At 66.4% G+C, this 20,117-nt stretch carries 21 protein-coding genes; 9 read left to right on the top strand and 12 right to left on the bottom strand.

What is annotated here, in order from left to right:
- The first annotated feature begins 2 nt into the window (after positions 1-2).
- From ABIA40_RS15915 to ABIA40_RS15895, 5 genes are read left to right on the top strand one after another with little or no spacing between them, the layout of a single operon-like run.
- Positions 3-875, top strand: a complete 873-nt coding sequence (locus tag ABIA40_RS15915; RefSeq protein WP_404541972.1) for a branched-chain amino acid ABC transporter permease — start codon at positions 3-5, stop codon at positions 873-875.
- Positions 872-1,918, top strand: coding sequence for a branched-chain amino acid ABC transporter permease (locus ABIA40_RS15910; RefSeq protein ID WP_404541970.1), 1,047 nt, complete (start codon positions 872-874; stop codon positions 1,916-1,918). The genes ABIA40_RS15915 and ABIA40_RS15910 overlap by 4 nt, the downstream gene beginning before the upstream one ends.
- Positions 1,918-2,700 carry an ABC transporter ATP-binding protein gene (locus tag ABIA40_RS15905; protein WP_404541968.1) on the top strand — a complete coding sequence of 261 codons (783 nt, stop codon included), beginning with the start codon at positions 1,918-1,920 and terminating at the stop codon, positions 2,698-2,700. Before ABIA40_RS15910 ends, ABIA40_RS15905 begins: the two co-directional genes overlap by 1 nt.
- The gene (locus tag ABIA40_RS15900) at positions 2,693-3,397 is read left to right on the top strand and encodes an ABC transporter ATP-binding protein (protein WP_404541966.1); all 705 of its coding nucleotides are present in this window, start codon (positions 2,693-2,695) and stop codon (positions 3,395-3,397) included. Before ABIA40_RS15905 ends, ABIA40_RS15900 begins: the two co-directional genes overlap by 8 nt.
- Entirely contained in the window at positions 3,390-3,722 is a 333-nt protein-coding gene (locus ABIA40_RS15895) for a Rieske (2Fe-2S) protein (RefSeq protein WP_404541964.1), read from the top strand. Before ABIA40_RS15900 ends, ABIA40_RS15895 begins: the two co-directional genes overlap by 8 nt.
- Before the next feature lie 124 nt (positions 3,723-3,846).
- On the opposite strand, the gene ABIA40_RS15890 is transcribed toward ABIA40_RS15895, so the two are convergent.
- From ABIA40_RS15890 to ABIA40_RS15880, 3 genes are read right to left on the bottom strand one after another with little or no spacing between them, the layout of a single operon-like run.
- A complete protein-coding gene (locus ABIA40_RS15890) occupies positions 3,847-4,707 on the bottom strand; it encodes an alpha/beta hydrolase (RefSeq protein ID WP_404541962.1) in 861 nt (286 codons plus the stop codon).
- 18 nt (positions 4,708-4,725) lie between these two features.
- Complete coding sequence (locus ABIA40_RS15885) at positions 4,726-6,096, bottom strand: amidase (RefSeq protein WP_404541959.1); 1,371 nt, start codon at positions 6,094-6,096, stop codon at positions 4,726-4,728.
- Positions 6,077-7,285, bottom strand: a complete 1,209-nt coding sequence (locus tag ABIA40_RS15880) for an MFS transporter (protein WP_404541957.1) — start codon at positions 7,283-7,285, stop codon at positions 6,077-6,079. Before ABIA40_RS15880 ends, ABIA40_RS15885 begins: the two co-directional genes overlap by 20 nt.
- Before the next feature lie 26 nt (positions 7,286-7,311).
- On the opposite strand from ABIA40_RS15880, the gene ABIA40_RS15875 reads away from it, so the two are divergent.
- Positions 7,312-7,647: a hydroxyisourate hydrolase gene (locus tag ABIA40_RS15875; RefSeq protein WP_275501149.1), complete on the top strand. Its 336-nt coding sequence runs from the start codon at positions 7,312-7,314 to the stop codon at positions 7,645-7,647.
- On the opposite strand, the gene ABIA40_RS15870 is transcribed toward ABIA40_RS15875, so the two are convergent.
- From ABIA40_RS15870 to ABIA40_RS15855, 4 genes are read right to left on the bottom strand one after another with little or no spacing between them, the layout of a single operon-like run.
- Positions 7,648-8,463 carry an ABC transporter permease gene (locus tag ABIA40_RS15870; protein ID WP_271540989.1) on the bottom strand — a complete coding sequence of 272 codons (816 nt, stop codon included), beginning with the start codon at positions 8,461-8,463 and terminating at the stop codon, positions 7,648-7,650. It abuts the gene before it with no gap.
- Positions 8,463-9,326, bottom strand: coding sequence for an ABC transporter permease (locus tag ABIA40_RS15865; protein ID WP_404541954.1), 864 nt, complete (start codon positions 9,324-9,326; stop codon positions 8,463-8,465). Before ABIA40_RS15865 ends, ABIA40_RS15870 begins: the two co-directional genes overlap by 1 nt.
- Before the next feature lie 3 nt (positions 9,327-9,329).
- Positions 9,330-10,376: an ABC transporter substrate-binding protein gene (locus tag ABIA40_RS15860; protein WP_404541952.1), complete on the bottom strand. Its 1,047-nt coding sequence runs from the start codon at positions 10,374-10,376 to the stop codon at positions 9,330-9,332.
- Between the two features lie 30 nt (positions 10,377-10,406).
- A complete protein-coding gene (locus tag ABIA40_RS15855; RefSeq protein ID WP_404541950.1) occupies positions 10,407-11,501 on the bottom strand; it encodes an ABC transporter ATP-binding protein in 1,095 nt (364 codons plus the stop codon).
- An 88-nt stretch (positions 11,502-11,589) separates the two neighbouring features.
- Here ABIA40_RS15855 and ABIA40_RS15850 point away from each other — a divergent pair, with 88 nt between their 5' ends.
- Positions 11,590-12,978 carry an amidase gene (locus ABIA40_RS15850; protein WP_404541948.1) on the top strand — a complete coding sequence of 463 codons (1,389 nt, stop codon included), beginning with the start codon at positions 11,590-11,592 and terminating at the stop codon, positions 12,976-12,978.
- Here ABIA40_RS15850 and ABIA40_RS15845 read toward each other — a convergent pair whose 3' ends face one another.
- Both ABIA40_RS15845 and ABIA40_RS15840 read right to left on the bottom strand, forming a co-directional pair.
- The gene (locus ABIA40_RS15845; protein WP_404541946.1) at positions 12,979-13,728 is read right to left on the bottom strand and encodes an aspartate/glutamate racemase family protein; all 750 of its coding nucleotides are present in this window, start codon (positions 13,726-13,728) and stop codon (positions 12,979-12,981) included.
- A gap of 2 nt (positions 13,729-13,730) precedes the next feature.
- Positions 13,731-14,441, bottom strand: coding sequence for a GntR family transcriptional regulator (locus ABIA40_RS15840; RefSeq protein WP_404541945.1), 711 nt, complete (start codon positions 14,439-14,441; stop codon positions 13,731-13,733).
- Positions 14,442-14,646: 205 nt separating this feature from the next.
- Between ABIA40_RS15840 and ABIA40_RS15835 the strand changes: the two genes are divergently transcribed.
- Entirely contained in the window at positions 14,647-15,387 is a 741-nt protein-coding gene (locus ABIA40_RS15835) for an aspartate/glutamate racemase family protein (RefSeq protein WP_404541943.1), read from the top strand.
- An 11-nt stretch (positions 15,388-15,398) separates the two neighbouring features.
- Positions 15,399-16,808, top strand: a complete 1,410-nt coding sequence (gene hydA, locus ABIA40_RS15830; RefSeq protein WP_404541941.1) for a dihydropyrimidinase — start codon at positions 15,399-15,401, stop codon at positions 16,806-16,808.
- Positions 16,809-17,045: 237 nt separating this feature from the next.
- Here the strand turns inward: hydA and ABIA40_RS15825 are convergent, their stop codons facing one another.
- Genes ABIA40_RS15825 through ABIA40_RS15815 form a run of 3 tightly spaced genes read right to left on the bottom strand, consistent with a single transcriptional unit; the run spans position 17,046 to position 20,115 of the window.
- On the bottom strand, positions 17,046-17,672 hold the full coding sequence (locus tag ABIA40_RS15825; protein ID WP_271540972.1) for an FMN-dependent NADH-azoreductase: 627 nt from the start codon (positions 17,670-17,672) through the stop codon (positions 17,046-17,048).
- Between the two features lie 3 nt (positions 17,673-17,675).
- Complete coding sequence (locus ABIA40_RS15820) at positions 17,676-19,250, bottom strand: isochorismatase family protein (RefSeq protein WP_404541938.1); 1,575 nt, start codon at positions 19,248-19,250, stop codon at positions 17,676-17,678.
- A 16-nt stretch (positions 19,251-19,266) separates the two neighbouring features.
- Positions 19,267-20,115 carry an MBL fold metallo-hydrolase gene (locus ABIA40_RS15815; protein ID WP_157282405.1) on the bottom strand — a complete coding sequence of 283 codons (849 nt, stop codon included), beginning with the start codon at positions 20,113-20,115 and terminating at the stop codon, positions 19,267-19,269.
- Positions 20,116-20,117 lie beyond the last annotated feature (2 nt).

The raw sequence follows: 20,117 nt of genomic DNA, 5'->3' as shown, positions 1-20,117 counted from the left end.
TCTTGAGCGAATTCCTCCAGCATCTGATCAACATGCTCGTGCTCGGCGGCACCTATGCGCTGCTGGGTATCGGGCTGACCTTGATCTTCGGCATCATGAACGTCGTGAACTTCACGCATGGCGTGCTCTACACGTTCGGCGCCTACATCATGTTCATCGTGGTGCAGCAGCTCGGGCTGAACTTCTTTCTCGCGCTGCCCGTGGCCGTGCTGGCCGGATGGCTGCTGGGTGCGGCCATCGAATTGACATTGCTGCGTCCGCTGCGCGGCTCCGACATCGACACCACCATGCTGGTGATGATCGGCGCCTGGATCGCGATGCAGTCGGGCACGCTGTGGATCTGGGGCGGAGTCGCAAAAGCGGTGGCGACGCCATTTCCGGAGGCGCCGCTGGTGCTGGGGCCGGTCTCCGTTTCATGGCTGCGCCTGTTCGTGCTCGCCGCGGCGGCCATGTTGATCCTGGTGACTTATCTGCTCATCAACAAGACCAGCCTCGGCCGCGCGATGCGGGCGACCTTCCAGGATCACGACACGGCGTCCCTGATGGGCGTGAACGTCGACATGATCTACACCTCGACCTTCGCGATCGGCTCCAGCCTCGCCGCCGCCGCGGGCGCGCTGCTCGGGCCGGTCTACGTGATCTTTCCGCAGATGGGCGATCTCGCCGCGGTCAAGGCTTTCGCCATCGTCATCCTCGGCGGCCTCGGCAACATCACGGGCGCGGTGATGGGCGGCTTCATCCTGGCGCTGGCCGAGGAGCTCGGCGCCGGCTACGTCTCGTCAGGCTACCGCGATGCCATGGGCTTTCTCATCATCATCGCGGTGCTGATCTTCCGGCCGACAGGCCTGTTCGCGCGCGCGGAGCGCGTCGGATGAAGACGATCGTCACGATTCTCGCCGTTGCGGCGCTGGCCTCGGTGCCGCTCTGGCTGCGCGATCCCTATCTGCTCAACGCGCTGATCACGACCGGCATCTTCGTCATCGGCGCGATGAGCCTCAATCTGCTGCTCGGCTTCACCGGCCAGCTCAGCCTCGGTCATATCGCCTTTTTCGGCATCGGCGCCTATGTCAGCGCGCTGACTTCGCTCGGTTTCGACATCGGCCTGCCCGGAGGCTTTCGTCTTGTCCACGCACCATGGCCGCCGATCGTAGGCTTCGTGCTGGCGATCCTGATTGCAGGATTGTGCGGCTATTTCGTCGGTCTGTTGTCGTTCCGCGTCCGCGGCGCCTATTTCGTCATTGTGACGATCTCCTTTGCCGAGGTGGTCCGGCTGGTCGCGCTGAACTGGGTCGAGCTGACGCAGGGCCCGTTGGCGCTGACCAATATCCCGTCCATCGCGTTGCCCTTGCCCGGCTTTGGCGAGCTGACGCTGCGCACGAAATTCCACAACTATTATCTCGTCCTGGTCGTTGCGCTCATCGCCTATCTCCTGATCGCGCGCCTCGTTCATTCCCATTTCGGCCGCTCCATGCGTGGCCTGATGGAGAACGAAACGCTGGCCGTCTCGGTCGGCATCGACGTGACCAGGACGCTGACGATCGCTGCGGTGATCTCCGCCGCGATCGCCGGCGCGGCCGGGAGCCTCTATGCGCACTACATCCGGATCATCGATCCCGAAGTCTTCGCCTTCATCAACACCGTCACCATGGTGATCATGGTCATCAGCGGCGGCAAGGGCTCGCTGGCGGGTCCCGTGGTCGGCGGCCTGATCTTCGGCCTGCTGCCGGTGGCGCTACGTCCGGTGATGGCACCGGAAGCGCAGTGGATCGCCTATGGCGGCGTGCTGATCGCCATCCTATTCGTGTTGCCGCGCGGCATCGTGCCGTCGCTGGCGCAGCGGTTGACCCGGCGACGGCGCGGGACGACGGCGCTGGCACCGGTGACGCTCACTGAAACCGGCGCCAAGGAGCCGGCGTGATGACTGCGCGCAGCATCGCCATGACCATCGATCAGGTCGCGGTCCGCTTCGGCGGGCTGGTCGCGATCTCCGACATGAGCTTTGAGGTCGGCGAGGGCGAGATCGTCAGCCTGATCGGGCCGAACGGCGCCGGCAAGACCACCGCCTTCAACGTCATGACCGGTTTCCTGACGCCGAGCGCAGGCGGAGTGACCTATCGCAACACTGCACTCGGCGGATTGAAGCCGCATGAGATCGCCGATCTCGGCCTGATCCGCACCTTCCAGCGCACCAGCGTATTCCCGAACGACACCGTCTATGACAACCTCCTGATCGGCCTGCACCGGCAGGGCCGGGTCCGGCTGCTCGACGCCATCCTCGGCCTGCCAGGCGCGCGCGCCTCGGAGCGCAAGCTGCGGCAGCGCGCGAGCGAGCTGCTCGAATGGGTCGGGCTCGAACGCCGCGCCCACGATGCGGCAGGCTCGCTCTCCTACGGCGAGCAGCGCTTGGTCGGCGTCGCGCTGGCGCTGGCGGCCGAGCCGTCGATGCTGCTGCTCGACGAGCCCGTCTCCGGCATGAACGCCTCGGAGACGCACCGTTTCGTCGAGCTGATCCGCAGCATCCGCGACCGCGGCATCACGATTTTGCTGGTCGAGCACGACATGCCGATGGTGATGACCGTCTCGGACCGTATCGTGGTGCTCAACTATGGCCGCATCATCGCCGAAGGGACGCCGGATGTGATCCGCAACGATCCTGCTGTCATCGAAGCCTATCTTGGACATGGAGCAGGACGTGCTTGAGATCCGCGACATGGTCTGCGGCTACGGTGGCGTCACCGCGCTGCGCGGCATCTCGCTCGACGTGAAGGCCGGCCAGCTGGTCGCCCTGATTGGCGCCAACGGAGCCGGCAAGAGCACGACGCTGCGTGCGATTTCCGGCCTGGTGCCGCCGCGCTCGGGCCAGATGAAGTTCGAGGGCATCGACATCACCGGTGCGAGGCCGCCGCGCGTGCTGGCGAGCGGCATCGCCCATTGCCCGGAAGGGCGGCGCGTGTTTCCGCATATGAGCGTCGAGGAAAATCTCGACATGGGGGCTTACCTCCGTCGCGGTTCGGGTGAGATCGCGGCCGACCGCGATCGCATCTACTCGGAATTCCCGCGGCTCGCCGAGCGGCGCAGGCAGGCCGCGGGCACGCTGTCCGGCGGCGAGCAGCAGATGCTCGCGATCGGCCGCGCGCTGATGTCGCGGCCGCGGCTGATCATGTTCGACGAGCCTTCGCTCGGGCTCGCCCCCAACATCGTCGAGCGCACCTTTGCGATCATCCGCGGCATTCGCGATGCCGGCACCACCGTGCTGCTGGTCGAGCAAAACGCCTTTGCCGCGCTCGAGATGTGCGATCATGCCTATCTGCTCGAGAACGGCCGCATCGTGCTGTCGGGCGCCGGCACTGAGCTGATCGCGAACGAGCATGTGCGCAAGGCCTATCTCGGTGGCTGACGACGCCGGGTGGATTGCCGTCTGCGATCTCGACCGGCTGAAGGCGGAGACCGTCGTCCGCGTCGCCGGGCGCGACCTGCTCGTGATCTGGAACGAGGGCAACGTCGTCGCCTGCGAACGTGCATGCCCGCACGAGCAGGCGGATCTGGCCTTGGGGCAGGTGACGGCCGGGCGCCTCAATTGTCCCCGCCATGCGGCATCATTCGATTTGCGCGATGGCGAAATCAGTGCGGGATGGCCGAGCCGGCCGCTGCGGCTTTATCCGGCGCGGATCATGGACGAGCGAATCTGGATTGAGCTGCAGGAGCGGCAGCCTGGGCGATGATGCCATCATGCCCCTGTTTTGCCCGACGAGTCAAAGCGGCAAAGGCGGTGTCGATCGGCCCTCAAACAATTCGCCTTTGCAAACAACGACATCGCTACTGTGCATGGGGTTGTTTTTCGCACTTTTAGTCCAGCAGCCGCCGCGCGGCCTCCACCAGGACTCCGTCCGGACGGCGCAAAGCCTCGAGAATGGTGAAATGGTCGGCGCCTTCGACCGAGATGAGCTTGCCCGGCGCTCCCGCCGCCACGCGCCTGTCGTAGAGATTGATGGAATCGCAGACGAGCGCCGGCAGCTCGCTGCTGCCATAGGCGATGTCGAGGCGCTTCCGGGTGACGGGCAGGCGCAGTGGCGACAGCGTGGCGATCTCCTCGTCCGTCAGCTTCAGAGCGTCGTTCAGCCCCGTATCGCGGATCGGCGCGAGATCGTAGACGCCCGAGAGCGCGAGCCCCGCATGGACGCGCGGATGATCCAGCGCCATTGCGACGAGATGGGCGCCGGCGGACCAGCCCGACAGCACGACCGGCCCGGCAACGCCGTAGGACGCGCCGTGCGCCGCGAGCCAGTCGAGCGCGCGCGGGATCTCGGCGACGATCTCGCTGAGGGACACCTCGGGCGCCAGCGAATAGCCGGGGATCGCAACCGACCAGCCATGCGCGGCGACGCCTTCGACCAGCATGGCGAACAGCTCGCGCGAATTGCGCTGCCAGTAGCCGCCATGCAGGAACACCAGGCAGGGCGCATCAGGCTTTGCGGCCGGATAGAGGTCGATCTTGTTGTTGGCCCGCTCGCCATAGGGCAGGTCGAGATGCGACTTGAGCGTGCCCCGCAGCCGGCTTGAGGCCTCGTTGCGCTCCGCGATCAGGGCCGGGCTGTTCTTGACCGCCGCGTTGTTGTCATAGGCCGCGCTGCGCTCCGCCCGGGACAGTTCGGACCAGCGGTCGCGGGGGTCGAGCGGCCGAATTGTCGAATAAGCGTTCTCAACCATGGGGAGTCTCCGTTTGCGTCAGGCACTGCGCAAGATCGCTTCGATCTCTTGCGCTGCTGCGAGCAGCGAGCGGTCTTGCCCGCGCGCCGCGATGATCTGAAGGCCGAAGGGAAGCCCGCGCCGATCCGTTCCGCACGGAATCGAGATCGCCGGCAGGCGGGCATGATTGACGAAGGGCGTGAACACCGCGTGGGCTCGCGGGCTTGCGGGGTTTCCGCCGATCATATCAGGGCCGAGCTGCGTCAGCGGCCAGGCGACGCAGGGGACGGTCGGCGCCAGCAGCAAGTCAATTTCGGTGAAGAAGGCGGCGAAGGCGTTGGCGATCGCGGTGCTCGCAAGCAGCGCTGCAGCGACCTCCGCACCCGACCAGGAGAGACCTCGCTCGATCTGCTTGGCGACGTCAGGATCGAGGACAGTCGGATCTTTGCGAAAGCTATCGCCATGGAGCGCCGCGAGGCCCGCATGCTGCAGCGGCATGATCGCATCCTCCGTGGCGCCTGCCGGCCAGATGGGATCGCGTCGTGTAATGTGCAAACCTGCTGCGGAAAGCCGGTCGACCGCGGCGGCGAGGCCACTCGCGACGACGTCGTCGATCGCGACGCCGAGACCAAGGCGCGGCGAGAACGCGATGCGCTGACCGCCGATGTCTCTGGCCTGCAGCGCAACGATGGCCGAATCCGGATCGCGCGGATCGGCGCCGGCCATGGCTTCAAACGCCAGCGCGATATCGGCCGCGTCCGATGCGATCGGCGCGATGACGGAGAGGCCGAAGAACGGTTCGGCGAAACCTGGCCCATAGGGGATCGCGCCATAGGACGGCTTGAAGCCGGCGACCCCGACATGCGCCGGCGGCCTGCGGCTGGAGCCGCCTGCATCGGTGCCGATCGCGAGCGGCACCAGGCCGGCCGCAACCGCTGCGGCCGGGCCGCCGGATGAGCCGCCGGGCGTCAGCGCGGGATCGAGCGGATGCCGCGTCGGCCCATATAGCTGCGAGGTCGTAACGCCCTTGCAGGCGAATTCGGATGTTGCGCCGATACCGACGACGACGGCGCCGGCCTTGCGCAGCCGCTCGACCGCGATGGCATCGCGCGGCGCGATGAAATCGCAGAATAGGCGCGAGCCCTGCGTCACGCGCCAGCCGCCGACCCAGATGTTGTCCTTGACGATCACGGGAACACCGGCGAGCGGCATGATCTCGCCCATACGCAGGCGGTCATCGACCGCCGCAGCATCCGCCAGCGTGCGCGCAGGATCGATCGCGACGACCGCGTTCAAGGCCTTGGCGGCCTCGATGCGGCCAAGCGCGGCTTTCGCGGTCTCGACGGCATTGGTCCGCCCGGCGCTGACTTCGGCAGCGATCTCGCGCGCGTTATTTGTCCGCGTTGTCATGGCCTCCCCAGATCAACGCCAATGTACCGCCAAGGACAAGGCACGCCAGCGCGAAGAAGGCCATGCCGAGGCGGGCCACGCCATCGAGGATCGACACCAGCGCGGGCGTGGCAAGGAGACCGACGTAGGACGCGGTCAGCACCGCGCCGGTGGTCTCGCCGATCCGGTCCTGCGGGGCGAGGCGGGCGATCTCGGCGACGAAGACGCCGTTCCAGCCCGACGCCGTCAGGCCGAATAATGCGGCGATGATGAATTGTCCGCTGCGGCCGAGCGAAGCGCCGTTCAGGCCGAGCAGCGCGGCGCAGAAGGCCATGCCGAGGCCGATGACGACGAGGACGGCGCGCGAGGCATCGAGCCGCATGGCGACATAGCCCCAGCCGAGACGGCCGACGAGACCGCCGGCTTGCGCGCAGGCGAGCGCCATGCCGGCTTCGATATGGCTGAGCCCGAGCTCGCGTGTGCCGAGCGTGACGAACACCGTGTTGAGCGACACCTGCATCGCGCTGAACGGCATCGAGGCCAGCGCCAGCATCGCGATCCGCCGGTCCGCGATCACCAGCGCCAGCCGCGCGCGGAGATCGAGCTTCGGCGGGGGGGCGACCTTGCCGGCATAGGCCGGCCGCAACCGTTCGAACAGCGCGATCGCAAGTAGGGCGGCGAAGCCCACGGCCGCATAGCACCAGACCGGCCCGAACGCGATGGCGATCGCCGGCAGCGCCAGCGAGCCGCAGACCGCGCCGATCTGGTTACCGGTCTGACGCACCGAGAACACGAAGGCGCGCCGCTCGGCGGTCACGAGGCGCGCCAGCAGCGCCGCGCTCGCCGGCGTCTCCGGCCCCATGGCCAGGCCGATGCAGAGGCCCGCGGCCAGCAGCGCGGCGCTCGTTCCGAGCGAAGCCAGGGCCATGCCGACGACGATGGCCGCCGCGCACAGGCTCGCGATCCGCAGCGAGCCCAGCCGCGCGATGAAGCCGCCGCCCCAGAACGAGGCGGGGATGCCGACCGCGAACACCGCGGCGGAGAACATCGAGAGCTGCCAGACCTCGATATGGGCGCGCGGGGCCACCACGCCGGGCGCGAACAAGGCCAGCGCGACCAGGGCCTGCAGCGCGGTCATCGCGCCCAAAGCAGGCAACAAGGCCGGCAGCAGCGCGGGCGCTGGCCGAGCGGCCGTGTTTCCGTCTACCATGGCAACGTGCTCATGGGAGGAACATTGTGGCAGGCGGTATTTCCATTCACGCGGTCGATGTAGCGAGCGGGCGCCCGGCGCAGGGGCTGCGCGTCGAGATCTGGCGGATCGATCCGGATTCCCAGCGCATCGCCGAGGGGCGGCTCGGCGCCAACGGCGTGCTCGATCATGCCGTCGCGCAAGGCGCAGGTGTGACGGAGGGCGCGTACGAGGTGCTGTTTCATCTCGGCGAATTCTTTGGCGAGCGCGACGGCTTCCTCACCGTGACGCCGTTCCGCTTTCGCATCAAGAACGTTGACGAGCATTTTCATTTGCCGCTGAAATTTACGCGCTGGGGCTATTCGTTGTTCCGCGGCGCCTGATCAGTTGGTCAGCCGCCGCGACAGGCCGGTGACGCGCTCCATGACCGCGACCAGCGCGACGGTGGCGATGATCAGCACGCCCGACAACGCGGCGATGGTGACATCCAGCTTGCCTTCGAGATCCTGCCACATCCGGATCGGCAGCATATCGGTGGCGGCATCGCGCAGGAACAGCGAGACCGGCACGTTGTCGAAGGAGGACATGAAGGCAATGAAGGCGCCCGCGATGATGCCCGGCCGGATCAGCGGCAGCACGATGCGGCGAAAGGTGTAAAGCCGGCTCGCGCCGAGCACGGCCGAGCTTTCGAGCAGGGTCGGCTCGAGCTGGGCCAGGGCTGCGATTGTATTGCGCACGACATAGGGCACGCAGACCACGGTGTGGCCGATCACCAGCGTCAGCGGCGACACCGGCAGGCCCACCAGCGAGAACAGCATCAGGGCGGCGAGGCCGAAGGCGAGCGCCGGCAGCACCAGCGGCGACATGAACAGCGAATCGAGCAGCCGCGCCGACAGCGTCCGTGACCGCGAGATCGCAAGCGCCGCGGCGACACCGAGCACGACGGACAGGCCGGTCGCCCACATCGCCACGATCAGGCTGTTCTTGGCGGCGAAGTGCAACTGCCAGGCATTCCACAGCTCGACGTACCAGCGCAGCGAATAACCCGGCGGCGGGAATCGCAGCGAGAAGCCGCTGGTGAAGGAGACGATCAGCACCACGAGCGAGGGGGCAATGATGATGAGAAGCGCGATCACCGCGATCACGCCCATGACGAGCTCGAAGCTGATCGCCTCGAGCGTGCGCTTGCGGCCGCTCATCATGCGCCTCCATAGCCGCGCGACATGCGGCCGAGCGTGGTGAAGACCGAGACGACTGCGAGCACGGCGAGCAGGAAGATGATCGAGATCGCGGCCGCGAACGGCCAGTTCTGCAGCGTCGAGGCCTGCTGGTAGAGATACATCGGCATGAACAGCATCTGCCCGCCGCCGATCAGCGACTGGGTGATGAAGGCGGTGATCGCGGCGGCATAGGTCAGCGTGCAGCCGGCGATGACGCCCGGCAGCGAGAGCGGCAGCACGATCCGGAAGAAAGTGCGCCAGCTTCCGGCGCCAAGCGAGCAGGAGGCATCGTCGAGATTGGGATCGATGCGGCTGAGCGCGGTGATCAGCGGCAGCGTCATCAAGGGCATCTGCACCTGTGCCAGCGCGATCACCACGCCGAACTGGGTGTAGAGCAGCTTGAGCGGGGTATCGATCAGGCCGAGCGATTGCAGCGTCGCGTTGATGATGCCCTGGCGACCCAGGATGACGATCCAGGCGAAGGTCCGGACCACGACACTGGTCAGAAGCGGCAGCAGCACGATCAGGATGATGACGGTCTGAAGCTTTGGCCCGACCCGCTGATACAGCCAGGCGATGGGAATGCCGAGCACCAGGCAGACGGCGGTCACCTCGGCCCCCAGCAGCAGCGTCGAGCCGAGCACGCCGAGGCTGAAGGGATCGGTGAGGAAGTGCAGGTACTGGCCGAGCCCCCAATGGAGCCCGGCCGTGTCGTTGTGCAGCGAGAGCCAGAACAATTGCAGCAGCGGCGCGACGAAGAAGATCAGGAAGAACAGCGCCAGCGGCGCTGCCAATCCCATTCCGTAGGACGTCACGTCCCGTGCTGCCGGCGCTGCGCCCATGGTCTAGATCTTGATCTCGCGGTTGAAGCGCTCGATCCAGGCCGAGCGCTGCTCGTTGATCTTCTTCCAGTCCTGGAACACGAACTTCTTCTTCAGTTCAGTCGTGTCCTTGGCCAGCACGCGTGCGATCTCGCCGCCCATCGCCACCTTGGAATTGGTCGGCACGATCAGGTAGGGCGGGTTCATCAGCGTGGTCTGCACCTCCGGCATCAGCGCCGCCTCGATCAGCTTGAAGGCGAGCTCGCGGTTCGGCGAGTTCTTGACGATGTGGATCGTGGTCTTGAAAGCGATGGCGCCTTCCTTCGGTGCCACGAACTCGACCGGCACGCCGCGCGCCTTGAGGATCTGGATGGCGTTGAAATTGCCGGGCGAGATGTCGATCTGGCCCTGCTGGAACAGGGTGGCGAGCGCGCCGGGATTGGCGGCGACCGCGGCGAGATTGGGCTTGAGCTCCTCCAGCGCCTTGAAGCCCGGATCGACGTTGGCCTCCGAGCCGCCGCGCATCTTGGCGATCTCGACCAGCCAGCCGGTGCCGAGCGTCGAGTTGAGGTTGGTGATGCCGACGCGGCCCTTGAACTCCGGCTTCCAGAGATCGGCCCATGACGTCGGCGGCGTTTTGACCGCTTCCGGATTGTAGGTGAGGCCGACAACCTGGAAGAACGGGGCGGGGCCCATCGGCTCCTGCGCCTCGGCGATCAGGTCCTTGTAATAGGCGCTCTTCTCGACCGGATAGGGCTCGACCAGATCCTGGCCGACGGCGACGAGGGCGGGGCCGGGATCGTGCAGCATGACGTCGATCGGCGGATTTGCTTTCGCCGCGTTGACCTTGGCGATCTGGTCGACCGAGAGCATGGGATCGAGCACCATCGCGGCGTCCGCGTTGGCCTTGCGGAACGCCGGCACCAGCACGGCCTTGTGCGCTTCCTCCCAGCTTCCGGTGAAGGTCGCAAACACCAGCGGGCGGGCCTGGGCGTAGCTCAGGCCTGGAAACGCCTTCATGGCCCCGAGCGTGAGCGCCGTGGTCAGCAGGCTTCTGCGATTCATGATCATATCAAACTCCCCTCTGGACAAAGACTAGATCTAAAGCGTTGCGGGAAAGGCGTTGGCGAGCGATGGGGCGAGCGGTGCGAGGCGCACCGCCGCGCCGTTCTCCAGGGCGCGCGTCTCGCCGATGCGGGCCTGAGAAACCTTGACGCCGGAGCCATCGGCCGTGGTGACCTCGTGCACGACGGTGGCGCCCAGCGGCAGCGACATGCCAACGACGCCGGCAAAGCCGGTCTCGTCGCCGACGAATTGCAGGTGCTCGGGGCGGATGCAGACGGTGACGCGGCCGCCCTCGCTGAGCGCACCGCCTGCGGGACGCGCGATGATCTCCGCGCCGGCATCGAGACGCACCTTCGCTGCCGTGCGGTCCGCTGAGACCACGATGCCGGGCATGCGGTTGGTGGAGCCGACGAAGGTGTTGACGAACAGCGTCTGCGGACGGTCGTAGACGTCCGATGGCGAGCCGAACTGCTCGAGCTTGCCATGGCTCAGCACGGCGACGCGATCGGCCATCGACAGCGCTTCTTCCTGGTCGTGCGTCACGATCAGCGTGGTGATGCCGGAGACGCGCTGCAGCCGCTTGACCTCAATCTGCATGTCCAGCCGCAAATTCTTGTCGAGCGCGGCGAAGGGCTCGTCGAGCAGCAGGATCGACGGCTTGATCGCGAGCGCGCGGGCGAGCGCAACGCGCTGCTGCTGGCCTCCGGAGAGCTGCCGCGGCAGCCGCTCGGCCATAGCAGGCAGTTGCACCAGCTCCAGCAGGCGCTGCGCTTCGCGCTGGCGCGTCGCCTTGTCGATGCCGCGGGCGGCGAGGCCGTAGGCGACGTTCTCGCTGATCGACAGGTGCGGGAACAGCGCGTAGTTCTGGAATACGATGCCGACGGCGCGCTTGTTCGGCGGCAGCGCATCGACGATGTCGTCGCCGATGATGATCCTCCCTTGCGTCTGCGCGATGAAGCCGGCGATGATGCGCAGCAGCGTTGTCTTGCCGCAGCCGGACGGGCCGAGCAGGGCGATGATCTCGCCGCCCTTGATGTCGAGATTGATGTTCTCGACCGCAAGCGCGCCACTCGGATACCGGTGGGTGACCGCGTCGACGACGAGCGATCGGCCGCTTGGCGCATCAACCATGGTGTTGCCTCCCGTTGCCCCAGAGGAGAAAGCAAGTCTTGTGCCCGCACCTGTCGCTTTTCGGCGAGCGTTTTGGCATGGTGACCCCATGACATCGGATCGATCGATATGCGACCTCACGGCGACAGAGCTTGCGCGCGCCATTGCGAGGGGCGAAGTGTCCTCCCGCCAGACCGTCGAAGCGCATCTGGCGCGGATTGCGAGCCTCGACAGTCGATTGGCGGCGTTCATGACGGTGGATGCGGACGGCGCCCGGCGCGCCGCGCAGATCTGCGATGCCGCCTCTGCGCCGATCGGTCCGCTGCACGGCGTGCCCATTGCGATCAAGGACCTCACCGACACTGCGGGACTTGCGACGACTTACGGATCCCTGCTGTTCGGCGATCACGTCCCGGCCGAGGATGATCTCGTCGTGGCGCGGCTTCGGCGCGCCGGCGCGATCATTCTGGGCAAAACCAACACGCCGGAGTTCGGCTTCGGCGCGGTCTGCACCAACAGATTGTGCGGGCCGACACGCAATCCGTTCGATCCGGCGCTGACCTCCGGCGGATCGTCCGGCGGCTCTGCCGTCGCGGTCGCATCCGGCATGGTGCCGCTGGCGCATGGCACCGATTTCGGCGGCTCGGTGCGCACGCCCGCCAGCTTCTGTGATGTCGCCTCGATCCGGCCGACACCCGGCCGTATTGCATCGCCGCGCCGGCCGCTCGGCTGGGACATGCTGTCGACCCACGGCTTCCTCGCCCGCGGTGTCGATGATCTCGAACTCGCGCTGTCGGTCTGCGCCGGGGGCGACGCGAATGATCCGCTCTCGCTCGGCAGTACCGATGATAATCGACCGATCCCCGACCGTGCCCGGATTGCTGTCACGCCTGATTTCGGTGTCGCGCCGGTTGCGCGGGAGGTCCGTACGCGCTTCGCGACGGCTTGCGAGGCGTTGGCGCGTGTTGCCGATATCGTGCGGTCCTCGCCGGATTGCGGCGGGGCGATCGAAGCCTTCCGCACGCTCCGCGCCGCGCACGTCGCGAGCAGCTATGGCGAGCTGCTGCGGACGCGGCGTGCGGAGCTCACGCCGACGGTGATCTGGAACATCGAAGCCGGCGCAAACCTGTCCGCACAGGACTACCTCGACGCCGAGCGGCGCCGCACCGCGATCTACCGCAGCTTTCGCGAGCTGTTCACCGCTGCCGATTTCCTGGTCGCGCCGGCCGCGTCCGTCTTGCCCTGGTCGAATGAGATCGCCGACGTCACGGCCATCGACGGGGCCGCGCTGGAGACGCCGATCGACTATCTCGCCGTGACCTTCATCGTGTCGCTGGTCGGCTTCCCGGTGCTGACCCTCCCGGTGCCGCGCGGGGAGAACGAGCGGCCCTTCGGCATGCAGATCATTGCGCCGCCCGGACGCGAATCCCCCTTGTTTGCCTTCGGCCGCGTGCTCGAGAACGAACTGGGTTTTTCGCATCGCCGGCCGCCTCTCTGATCAGCTGTCTCGATGCTCGAGCCGGGCGGCGAGCGCATCGGCAAGCCCGGTGGTCGGTTTGGCTGCGGGGCGGCGGAACGTGCCGGCAATGGCCTTGCGCAAACGCAGCGCGTGCAGCCCCTCGGCCTGCTTGACTGACGCTATGACCTGATCGACCACGGGGACGGGGATCCGGCCCGCGACGCGCTCGGCAAGGCCCGAGAGCGGGGCGCCGGCAAAGATCAGCACATCGGCCTCGTCCTCGACGACAGCGCGCCGGGCGAGCTCGACCAGCATGTCTTCCTTCTCAGTGCCGACCTCGGAGATCGCCTGAAACGGCGTATCCAGCATACGGATGCCGGCGCAGCGCTCCCACAGCCCGTGGGCACGGACGCATTCCTCGTACCAGGGCCCCAGCGCCTGCGCGAAGGTGACGATGGCGAAGCGGCGTCCGGCCATGCACGCGGTCAGCATCGCGGCTTCCGCCATGCCGACCACGGGAATGTCGAAGGTCTCGCGCGCGGCGAACAGGCCGGGATCGCCGAAGGCCGCGATGATCGCGGCATCGACCTTCTTGTGCTGCTCGGCCAGCATCTCCAGCGCGATGGCGCCGCCGATCTGCGCTTCGGTGCGCGTGGCGATGTAGGGCACGCCGCGGGTCGCGGTGCACGGGATCAGCTCGGTGCCTGCCGAGGCGGCACGCTGCCCCACCCCCAGCATCAGCTGCGTGACCTCGGTGCTGGTGTTTGGGTTGAGCAGGAGCAGCTTCATGATCACGCCGCCGGCCGCTTGGCCTGAGAGGCGGCGAGGACTTCCAGCAGCGCCGTACCGGTGCGCGCGACGTGCGCGCCGAGCAGGCGTCCGGCCGCCTCGCCGTCGCGCGCTTCGAGCGCGGCCAGGATGTCGGCGTGCTCGTCGACCGAATTGCTCCAGCGCCTGTCGGCGCCGAGCGCGAGATAACGCGCACGTTCGGCGCGCGAGATCAGCGTCTCGTGCGCCTCGCGCAGCGGCGTGTTGCGGGCCATGCGGACGATGGCGTTGTGGATCTCACCGTTGAGGGCGAAATAATCGTCGAGCTTGCCGCTGCGGTGATGACCCTCCATCCGGGTCTGCAGCGTGCGCAGGCGGGCGAGATCGCGCTCGGTGGCGCGCTCCGCGGCGAGCTCTGCGGCGAGCCGCTCGATGCCGGCGAGCGCCTCGAACAATTCCGAGATGCCGTCGACCGCGATGTCGGCAATGCGCGGACTGCGGTTGGGACGGAGCTCGATCAATCCTTCCGCCGCGAGCACCTTCATCGCCTCGCGCAAGGGGGTGCGCGACACGCCGAGCTCCTTCGACAGCTTGGTCTCCTGAGTCTGCGAGCCCGGCGGCAGCTCGCCACGAATGATCATCGTCCGCATTCGCGCGGCGGCACGCTCATGCAGGCCCATCCGCTTGAGCTTGGGCGACTTACGCGCCGGGTTCGTTTCGGATTTTTGCTGCACGCGAGGCTTCCTGCTTGCAACTCATCCTAGCCACACCGAGCCGAACGCGATGCTCAAATAGGCGACGTATGTGGCGTAAAACAAATGCATATCGAACAAATTGTATGCAGTATGCAAATTGCGGGTTGCGCACGGCGCTGGGGATGCCGATGATCGTTTCGAGGGAGCGTTGATGCTCCCTGCGGCAACGGAGCGACTGTGATCGATGTCAGCCATGCGCAAGCGCCTCGGCATGATCACGCCGTCCTCCAACTCGGTGCTCGAGCCCGTCACCAGCGCCATGCTGGCGGGCACCCCCGGCGTCACCGCGCATTTCTCTCGCTTCCGCGTCACCCAGATCGCGCTCGATGCCGCCGCGCTGAGCCAGTTCGACGCATCCGTGATGCTTCCGGCCGCGGATCTGCTGGCCGATGCCAAGGTCGACGCGATCGCCTGGAATGGCACGTCCGCAAGCTGGCTCGGCATCGGCCGCGACCGCAGCCTGTGCGAGGCGATCGCGGCCCGCACGAATGTGCCGGCGACGACGTCGACGCTGGCCTGCATCGATGCGGCCCGCGCGCTCGGCGCGAGGCGCGTCGGCCTGGTCTCGCCCTATACCGACGACGTGCAGCGGCGCATTGCCGACGTCTGGGCCGAGGAGGGGATCGCCCCGCATGCCGAGCGGCATCTCGGCTTGCGTGACAACTTTTCCTTCGGCGAGGTCGCGCTGGCGACGATCGCAGGCATGATACGCGACGTGGCGGCGGAGGGGGCTGACGCGATCGTCATTCTCTGCACCAATCTCGATGGTGCGGCGCTTGCGGCCACGCTTGAGCGGGAGCTGGACATCGCCGTGCTCGATTCGGTCGCGGCCACATTGTGGCGGACCCTTGGTCTCGCCGGCGGCGATGTGACGGCGCTTGCGCAATTGGGACGGATCTTCCAGACAATGCCAAATATCAGGTGACGGAGACATCAGTGACGCAGCTCGACCTCGCCATCCGCGGCGGCACCATCGTGACGGCCAGCGACGAGTTTCGCGCCGATATCGGCATTCGCGACGGCCGCATCGTCAGCATCGCCGATAGCATCGAAGGCGCGGCCCGCGAGATCGATGCGACGGGCCTATTGGCGCTGCCGGGCGGCATCGACAGCCACGTCCACATCTCGCAGCCCTCGGGCCCCGACGTGGTGATGGCCGACGATTTTGCCTCGGCGACGCGCGCAGCCGCAGCCGGCGGCAACACCATGGTGCTGCCCTTCGCGCTGCAGGAGAAGGGCACCTCGCTGCGCAGCTGTGTCGAGAACTATCGCAAGCTCGCCGAAGGTGAGTGCTACATCGATACAGCCTTCCATCTCATCATCTCCGATCCGACTGCCGTGGTGCTGGGGCAGGAGCTGCCGGCGCTGGTCAAGGACGGCTACACCTCGTTCAAGGTGTTCATGACCTATGACGACCTCGTGCTCAGCGACAAGCAGCTGCTCGAAGTGTTCGAGGTCGCGCGCCGCGAGGAGGCGCTGGTCATGGTCCATTGCGAGGGCTACGACGCCATCCGTTTCCTGACCAGCAAGCTGGAGCGCGAAGGTCATATCGCGCCGTATTATCACGGCACCTCGCGGCCGCAGGCGGTCGAGCGCGAGGCGACGCACCGGGCCATCAGCCATGCCGAGGTGATCGGCGTTCCCATCATGATCGTGCACGTCTCCGGACGTGAGGCGATGGAGCAGGTACGCTGGGCCCAGCAGCGCGGTCTGCCCGTTCATGCCGAGACCTGCCCGCAATACATCACGCTGACGGCCGACGACATGAAAGGCCTCAACATGGACATCACCGGCGCGAAATATGTCTGCTCGCCGCCGCCGCGCGATGTCGAGAGCCAGGAGGCGATCTGGGAGGGCATTACGTCGGGCGTGTTCCAGACCTTCTCGTCCGATCACTGCCCGTTCCGCTACGACGATCCCAAGGGCAAGCTGACGCCGAACGCCCGCACCTCGTTCCGCTGGGTGCCGAACGGCATCCCCGGCGTCGAAACGCGGCTGCCGATCCTGTTCTCCGAAGGCGTCTCGAAGGGCCGCATCACCCTGCAGAAGTTCGTCGAGTTGACCGCGACCAACCACGCCCGCATCTATGGCCTCTATCCGCGCAAGGGCTCGATCGGCGTCGGTTTCGATGCCGACATCGTTCTTTGGGATCCCAAGTTGAAGAAGCTGATCCGGCAGGCCGATCTGCATCACGGCGCGGATTACACGCCCTGGGAAGGTTTCGAGGTCACGGGATGGCCGGTGACGACGATCGCCAGGGGACAGGTGGTCTGCAGCCAGGGCCGGATCGTCGGCACCAAAGGTGCAGGCCAGGTGCTGAGCCGGGGCAAATCGAGCCTGATCTGATCCGGCTCGACACGCCGCCATCACGCTTCAAAGCGGAACGGCTTTGGTTGAATCGATGGAAGCGGCTCGTTCACCTCTCCCGCTTGCGGGAGAGGTCGCGCCGAAGGCGCGGGTGAGGGCTTTCTCCTCTTGGGGATTGTCCCATTGCGGAAGCACCCTCTCCCCAACCCTCTCCCGCAAGCGGGAGAGGGAGTGCACCTCCCTCGTTGCAGCGATCAAGACTAGTCTCATAGCGCTTCAGAAGGTCGCGGCCATTGCAGCGAGCCTTTGATGCGCCCGCTCGCGGGCGGCATCGATCGGCGCTTGCGGTCCCGTGGTTGGACCGATCAGCACGAAGCGGACATTGCTGATCCCGATGAAGCGCAGGATTTCCCGCAAGTAGGGCGTTGCCATATCGATGCGGCCGCGGTTCATGCCGGTGGCAAAATCGCTGCCGCTGGCGATGATGACCAGTGTCGGCCGATCCTGCAGCAGCGGGAGATATCCCTGCGATGGATCGAACCGAAAGGTGAGGCCGGGCTGGACGATGATGTCGAACCACTGCTTGAGCTTGTAGGGAAGGCCGAAGTTCCACATCGGGGTCGAGATCAGCACCCGGTCGGCGAGCGAGAAGCGCAGCGCCATTCGCTCGGCCTCGGCGAAGCTCTGACGTTGCGCCTCGGTGAAGGCTTGAGCCTTCATGCGCGCGTATTTAGCTTCGACGATGGGACCCGCAAACTCCGGCATCCGCTCGCGCCAGATGTCCACGACATCGACGTCCCAATCCGGCCGGGCGTGACGGAAGCCGTCGAGAAAGACCCGCGCGCCGGCCGTCGAGACGGACTCGGCGCGCGGCGAGCAGGACAGGTGCAAGAGCTTTGCCACAGCTCATCCCAGCGCTCTGATCACGGCATCGGCCCTGGTCACGACCGCGACGTTCTGCATCGCGAAGTTGATCGAGGCGTTGTGCCAGTCGGCATTCATGGTCGAGCAGCAATCCTCGGGCACGATCATGAAGTAGCCCTTGTCGGCACCGGTCCGCGCCGTGTGCTCGATCGACATGTTGGTCCAGGCGCCGGTATTGATGATCATGTCGCGGCCGGTCGCTTTCAAGATCGTCTCCAGCCGCGTGCCTTCCCAGGCGCTCATCCGCATCTTCTCGACGACGAAATCGCCGGGCCGGGGCTCGAGGCCCGAAACCGGGGCCGCGCCCCAGCTCCCGCGCACCATCGCCTTGCTGTCGACGAGACCTTCGAACAGCGGAGCGTTCAGCGTGACGCCAGGTGCGCCGGGCTCGACCACGAACCAGACATGGATGATGGTGACGCCGCGGGCGCGTGCGGCTTCCGCCAGGCGCCGCACATTCTCCACGACATGCTGTTGCTTGGCGTGACCGGGCGCGCCGGACTCGGCGAAGGCGCCGCCGTCCATGATGACGTCGTTCTGGAGATCCTGAATGATCATGGCGCAGCGTTGCGGATCGAGCCGCATCTCGCCCTCGGTCAGAATAGGCGCGGCTGGCGATGAGCTCGGGCTTGTTCCGCCGCCAGCGCGCCTGCCGCTCATATAGGGCTCATGCCGCGGGCCGACCTTGGTCGGGATCGCATACACCGAATGGGTCGAGGTGAGATAGAGCGTGCGGAAATCCGGCCCGCCCCAGGCGAGGTTGGCGACGAGCTCGGGCACGCGGACCTTGCCGAGCAGTTCGCCGCGCGGCGAATAGACCCAGACCCCGCCGGGGGCGGTGACCCAGACATTGCCGTGCTGATCGCACTTCATGCCGTCGGGCAGACCGGGTTCGAGCTCGGATTTGATGCCGCTCGCAAACACGCGCGCATTGGACAGCGAGCCGTCGTTGTTGACTTCGAATACACGGATCAGGGCTTGCACCGTGTCGTTGACATAAAGCAGCTTCTCGTCCGGCGAGAAGGACAGGCCGTTCGGCTGGTCGAACAAATTGCGCTCGGCCACGAGCTTCGGCTCGCCGCCCGGCACGACGCGGTAGACGCCCTGGAAGCCGAGCTGGCGCGGCCGCTCGACGCCGTAGACCGGCATGCGGCCGTACCAGGGATCGGAGAAATAGATCGCGCCGGATGAGTGCACGCAGACGTCGTTCGGGCTGTTGAGCTCCTGTCCGCCGAAATGCGAGGCCAGCACCTCGCGCCGTCCGTCCGGGCGTTCGCGGATCAGCGACGAGGTCGCGTGCTCGCAGACGATCAAATTGAGCTCGGCGTCATAGGTCATGCCGTTGCATTTGTTCGACGGGCGTTTGACCTCGATGACGCCGCGCCGCGCATCCCAGCGCCGCCGCACGTCGGCCGGCATGTCCGAGAACAGCAGATAATGGTCGACCGGATGCCAGATGGGCCCTTCCGTGAAGTCGAAGCCGGTGCCGATCTGTGCGACCGGCGCATAGGGGTCGATCAGGGTCTCGAACTCGCTTCGCAACGTCACATGCGTCATTGGACGATCCTCGACCTCAAGCCGGGAACCAGTTGCGCTGGGGGAGCGACTGCACGATCGGGCCCGGGACCTGATCATGCAGCCGCCCCACGACGTTGCCGCCTTCGATCTTGGCGGGCCGGTCGTGGACCGGGAGCAGGTAGCGCGAATTGCTGAGCAGCTTCTTGATCGCCGCCTTTTCTGCGCGCTTGGTGGTGCCATGGTTGCCGGTGGTGCGCGGCTCCCAATCGTGGATCTCATGGAAAGGCGTGACGATCTGGTCGTTGAAGTCGTAGATCACGTCGCCGCAGATGGTGGCGATGCCATCGGCGGTGTGGACGATGATGTTCATCGAGCCCTCGGTGTGCGCGTTGGCGGCATCGCAATAGACGCCGGGCATCAGCTCGATCGGCCCGGTGATCTCGAGGTCCAGGAAGCGCAGCGCGCTCTTGGTGTGCAGCCTGTCGATCAGGTGCTTGATGTCGGGGGCCGGATATTGCGGATGCATCAGGCCGGAGACGGAATATTCGAGTTCCTTGCGGTTGAGCACGACAGTCGTGTTCATCGGGAACAGATCGTCCTTGCCGGCATGGTCGATGTGCAAATGGGTGTGGCAGACGAAGCGGACGTCGCCCATGCGCACGCCGTGGCGCGCGAGCTGGTTCTCGATCATGTTCTCGTGGTACTGGAGCCCCCGCATGCCCAGCGTCTCCATGATCTGGTTGGAGCGATAGCCGGTGTCGACGACAACAGGATATTTGCCGCCGAGGATCAGGAAGCCGAGAGTGAGGACGCGGCGGGTGCGGCCGCAGTCGCGGCCGAGCACCAGGAAGCTCGATTCCAGCTCGATATCGCCGTAGTCCAGGATCTTGATCTCCAGCGCCATTC

The organism is Bradyrhizobium sp. USDA 223, from assembly GCF_044909005.1.
GTDB lineage: Bacteria > Pseudomonadota > Alphaproteobacteria > Rhizobiales > Xanthobacteraceae > Bradyrhizobium > Bradyrhizobium yuanmingense.
This window is presented reverse-complemented; position numbering and strand designations above follow the sequence as displayed.

Bases quoted from the DNA above. Each gene is read 5' to 3' on its own strand.
- ABIA40_RS15910 (WP_404541970.1), top strand. From the start codon at position 872: ATGAAGACGATCGTCACGATTCTCGCCGTTGCGGCGCTGGCCTCGGTG.
- ABIA40_RS15905 (WP_404541968.1), top strand. From the start codon at position 1,918: ATGACTGCGCGCAGCATCGCCATGACCATCGATCAGGTCGCGGTCCGC.
- ABIA40_RS15890 (WP_404541962.1), bottom strand. From the start codon at position 4,707: ATGGTTGAGAACGCTTATTCGACAATTCGGCCGCTCGACCCCCGCGAC.
- ABIA40_RS15885 (WP_404541959.1), bottom strand. From the start codon at position 6,096: ATGACAACGCGGACAAATAACGCGCGCGAGATCGCTGCCGAAGTCAGC.
- ABIA40_RS15880 (WP_404541957.1), bottom strand. From the start codon at position 7,285: ATGGTAGACGGAAACACGGCCGCTCGGCCAGCGCCCGCGCTGCTGCCG.
- ABIA40_RS15870 (WP_271540989.1), bottom strand. From the start codon at position 8,463: ATGAGCGGCCGCAAGCGCACGCTCGAGGCGATCAGCTTCGAGCTCGTC.
- ABIA40_RS15865 (WP_404541954.1), bottom strand. From the start codon at position 9,326: ATGGGCGCAGCGCCGGCAGCACGGGACGTGACGTCCTACGGAATGGGA.
- ABIA40_RS15860 (WP_404541952.1), bottom strand. From the start codon at position 10,376: ATGATCATGAATCGCAGAAGCCTGCTGACCACGGCGCTCACGCTCGGG.
- ABIA40_RS15855 (WP_404541950.1), bottom strand. From the start codon at position 11,501: ATGGTTGATGCGCCAAGCGGCCGATCGCTCGTCGTCGACGCGGTCACC.
- ABIA40_RS15850 (WP_404541948.1), top strand. From the start codon at position 11,590: ATGACATCGGATCGATCGATATGCGACCTCACGGCGACAGAGCTTGCG.
- ABIA40_RS15845 (WP_404541946.1), bottom strand. From the start codon at position 13,728: ATGAAGCTGCTCCTGCTCAACCCAAACACCAGCACCGAGGTCACGCAG.
- ABIA40_RS15835 (WP_404541943.1), top strand. From the start codon at position 14,647: ATGTCAGCCATGCGCAAGCGCCTCGGCATGATCACGCCGTCCTCCAAC.
- ABIA40_RS15820 (WP_404541938.1), bottom strand. From the start codon at position 19,250: ATGACGCATGTGACGTTGCGAAGCGAGTTCGAGACCCTGATCGACCCC.
- ABIA40_RS15815 (WP_157282405.1), bottom strand. From the start codon at position 20,115: ATGGCGCTGGAGATCAAGATCCTGGACTACGGCGATATCGAGCTGGAA.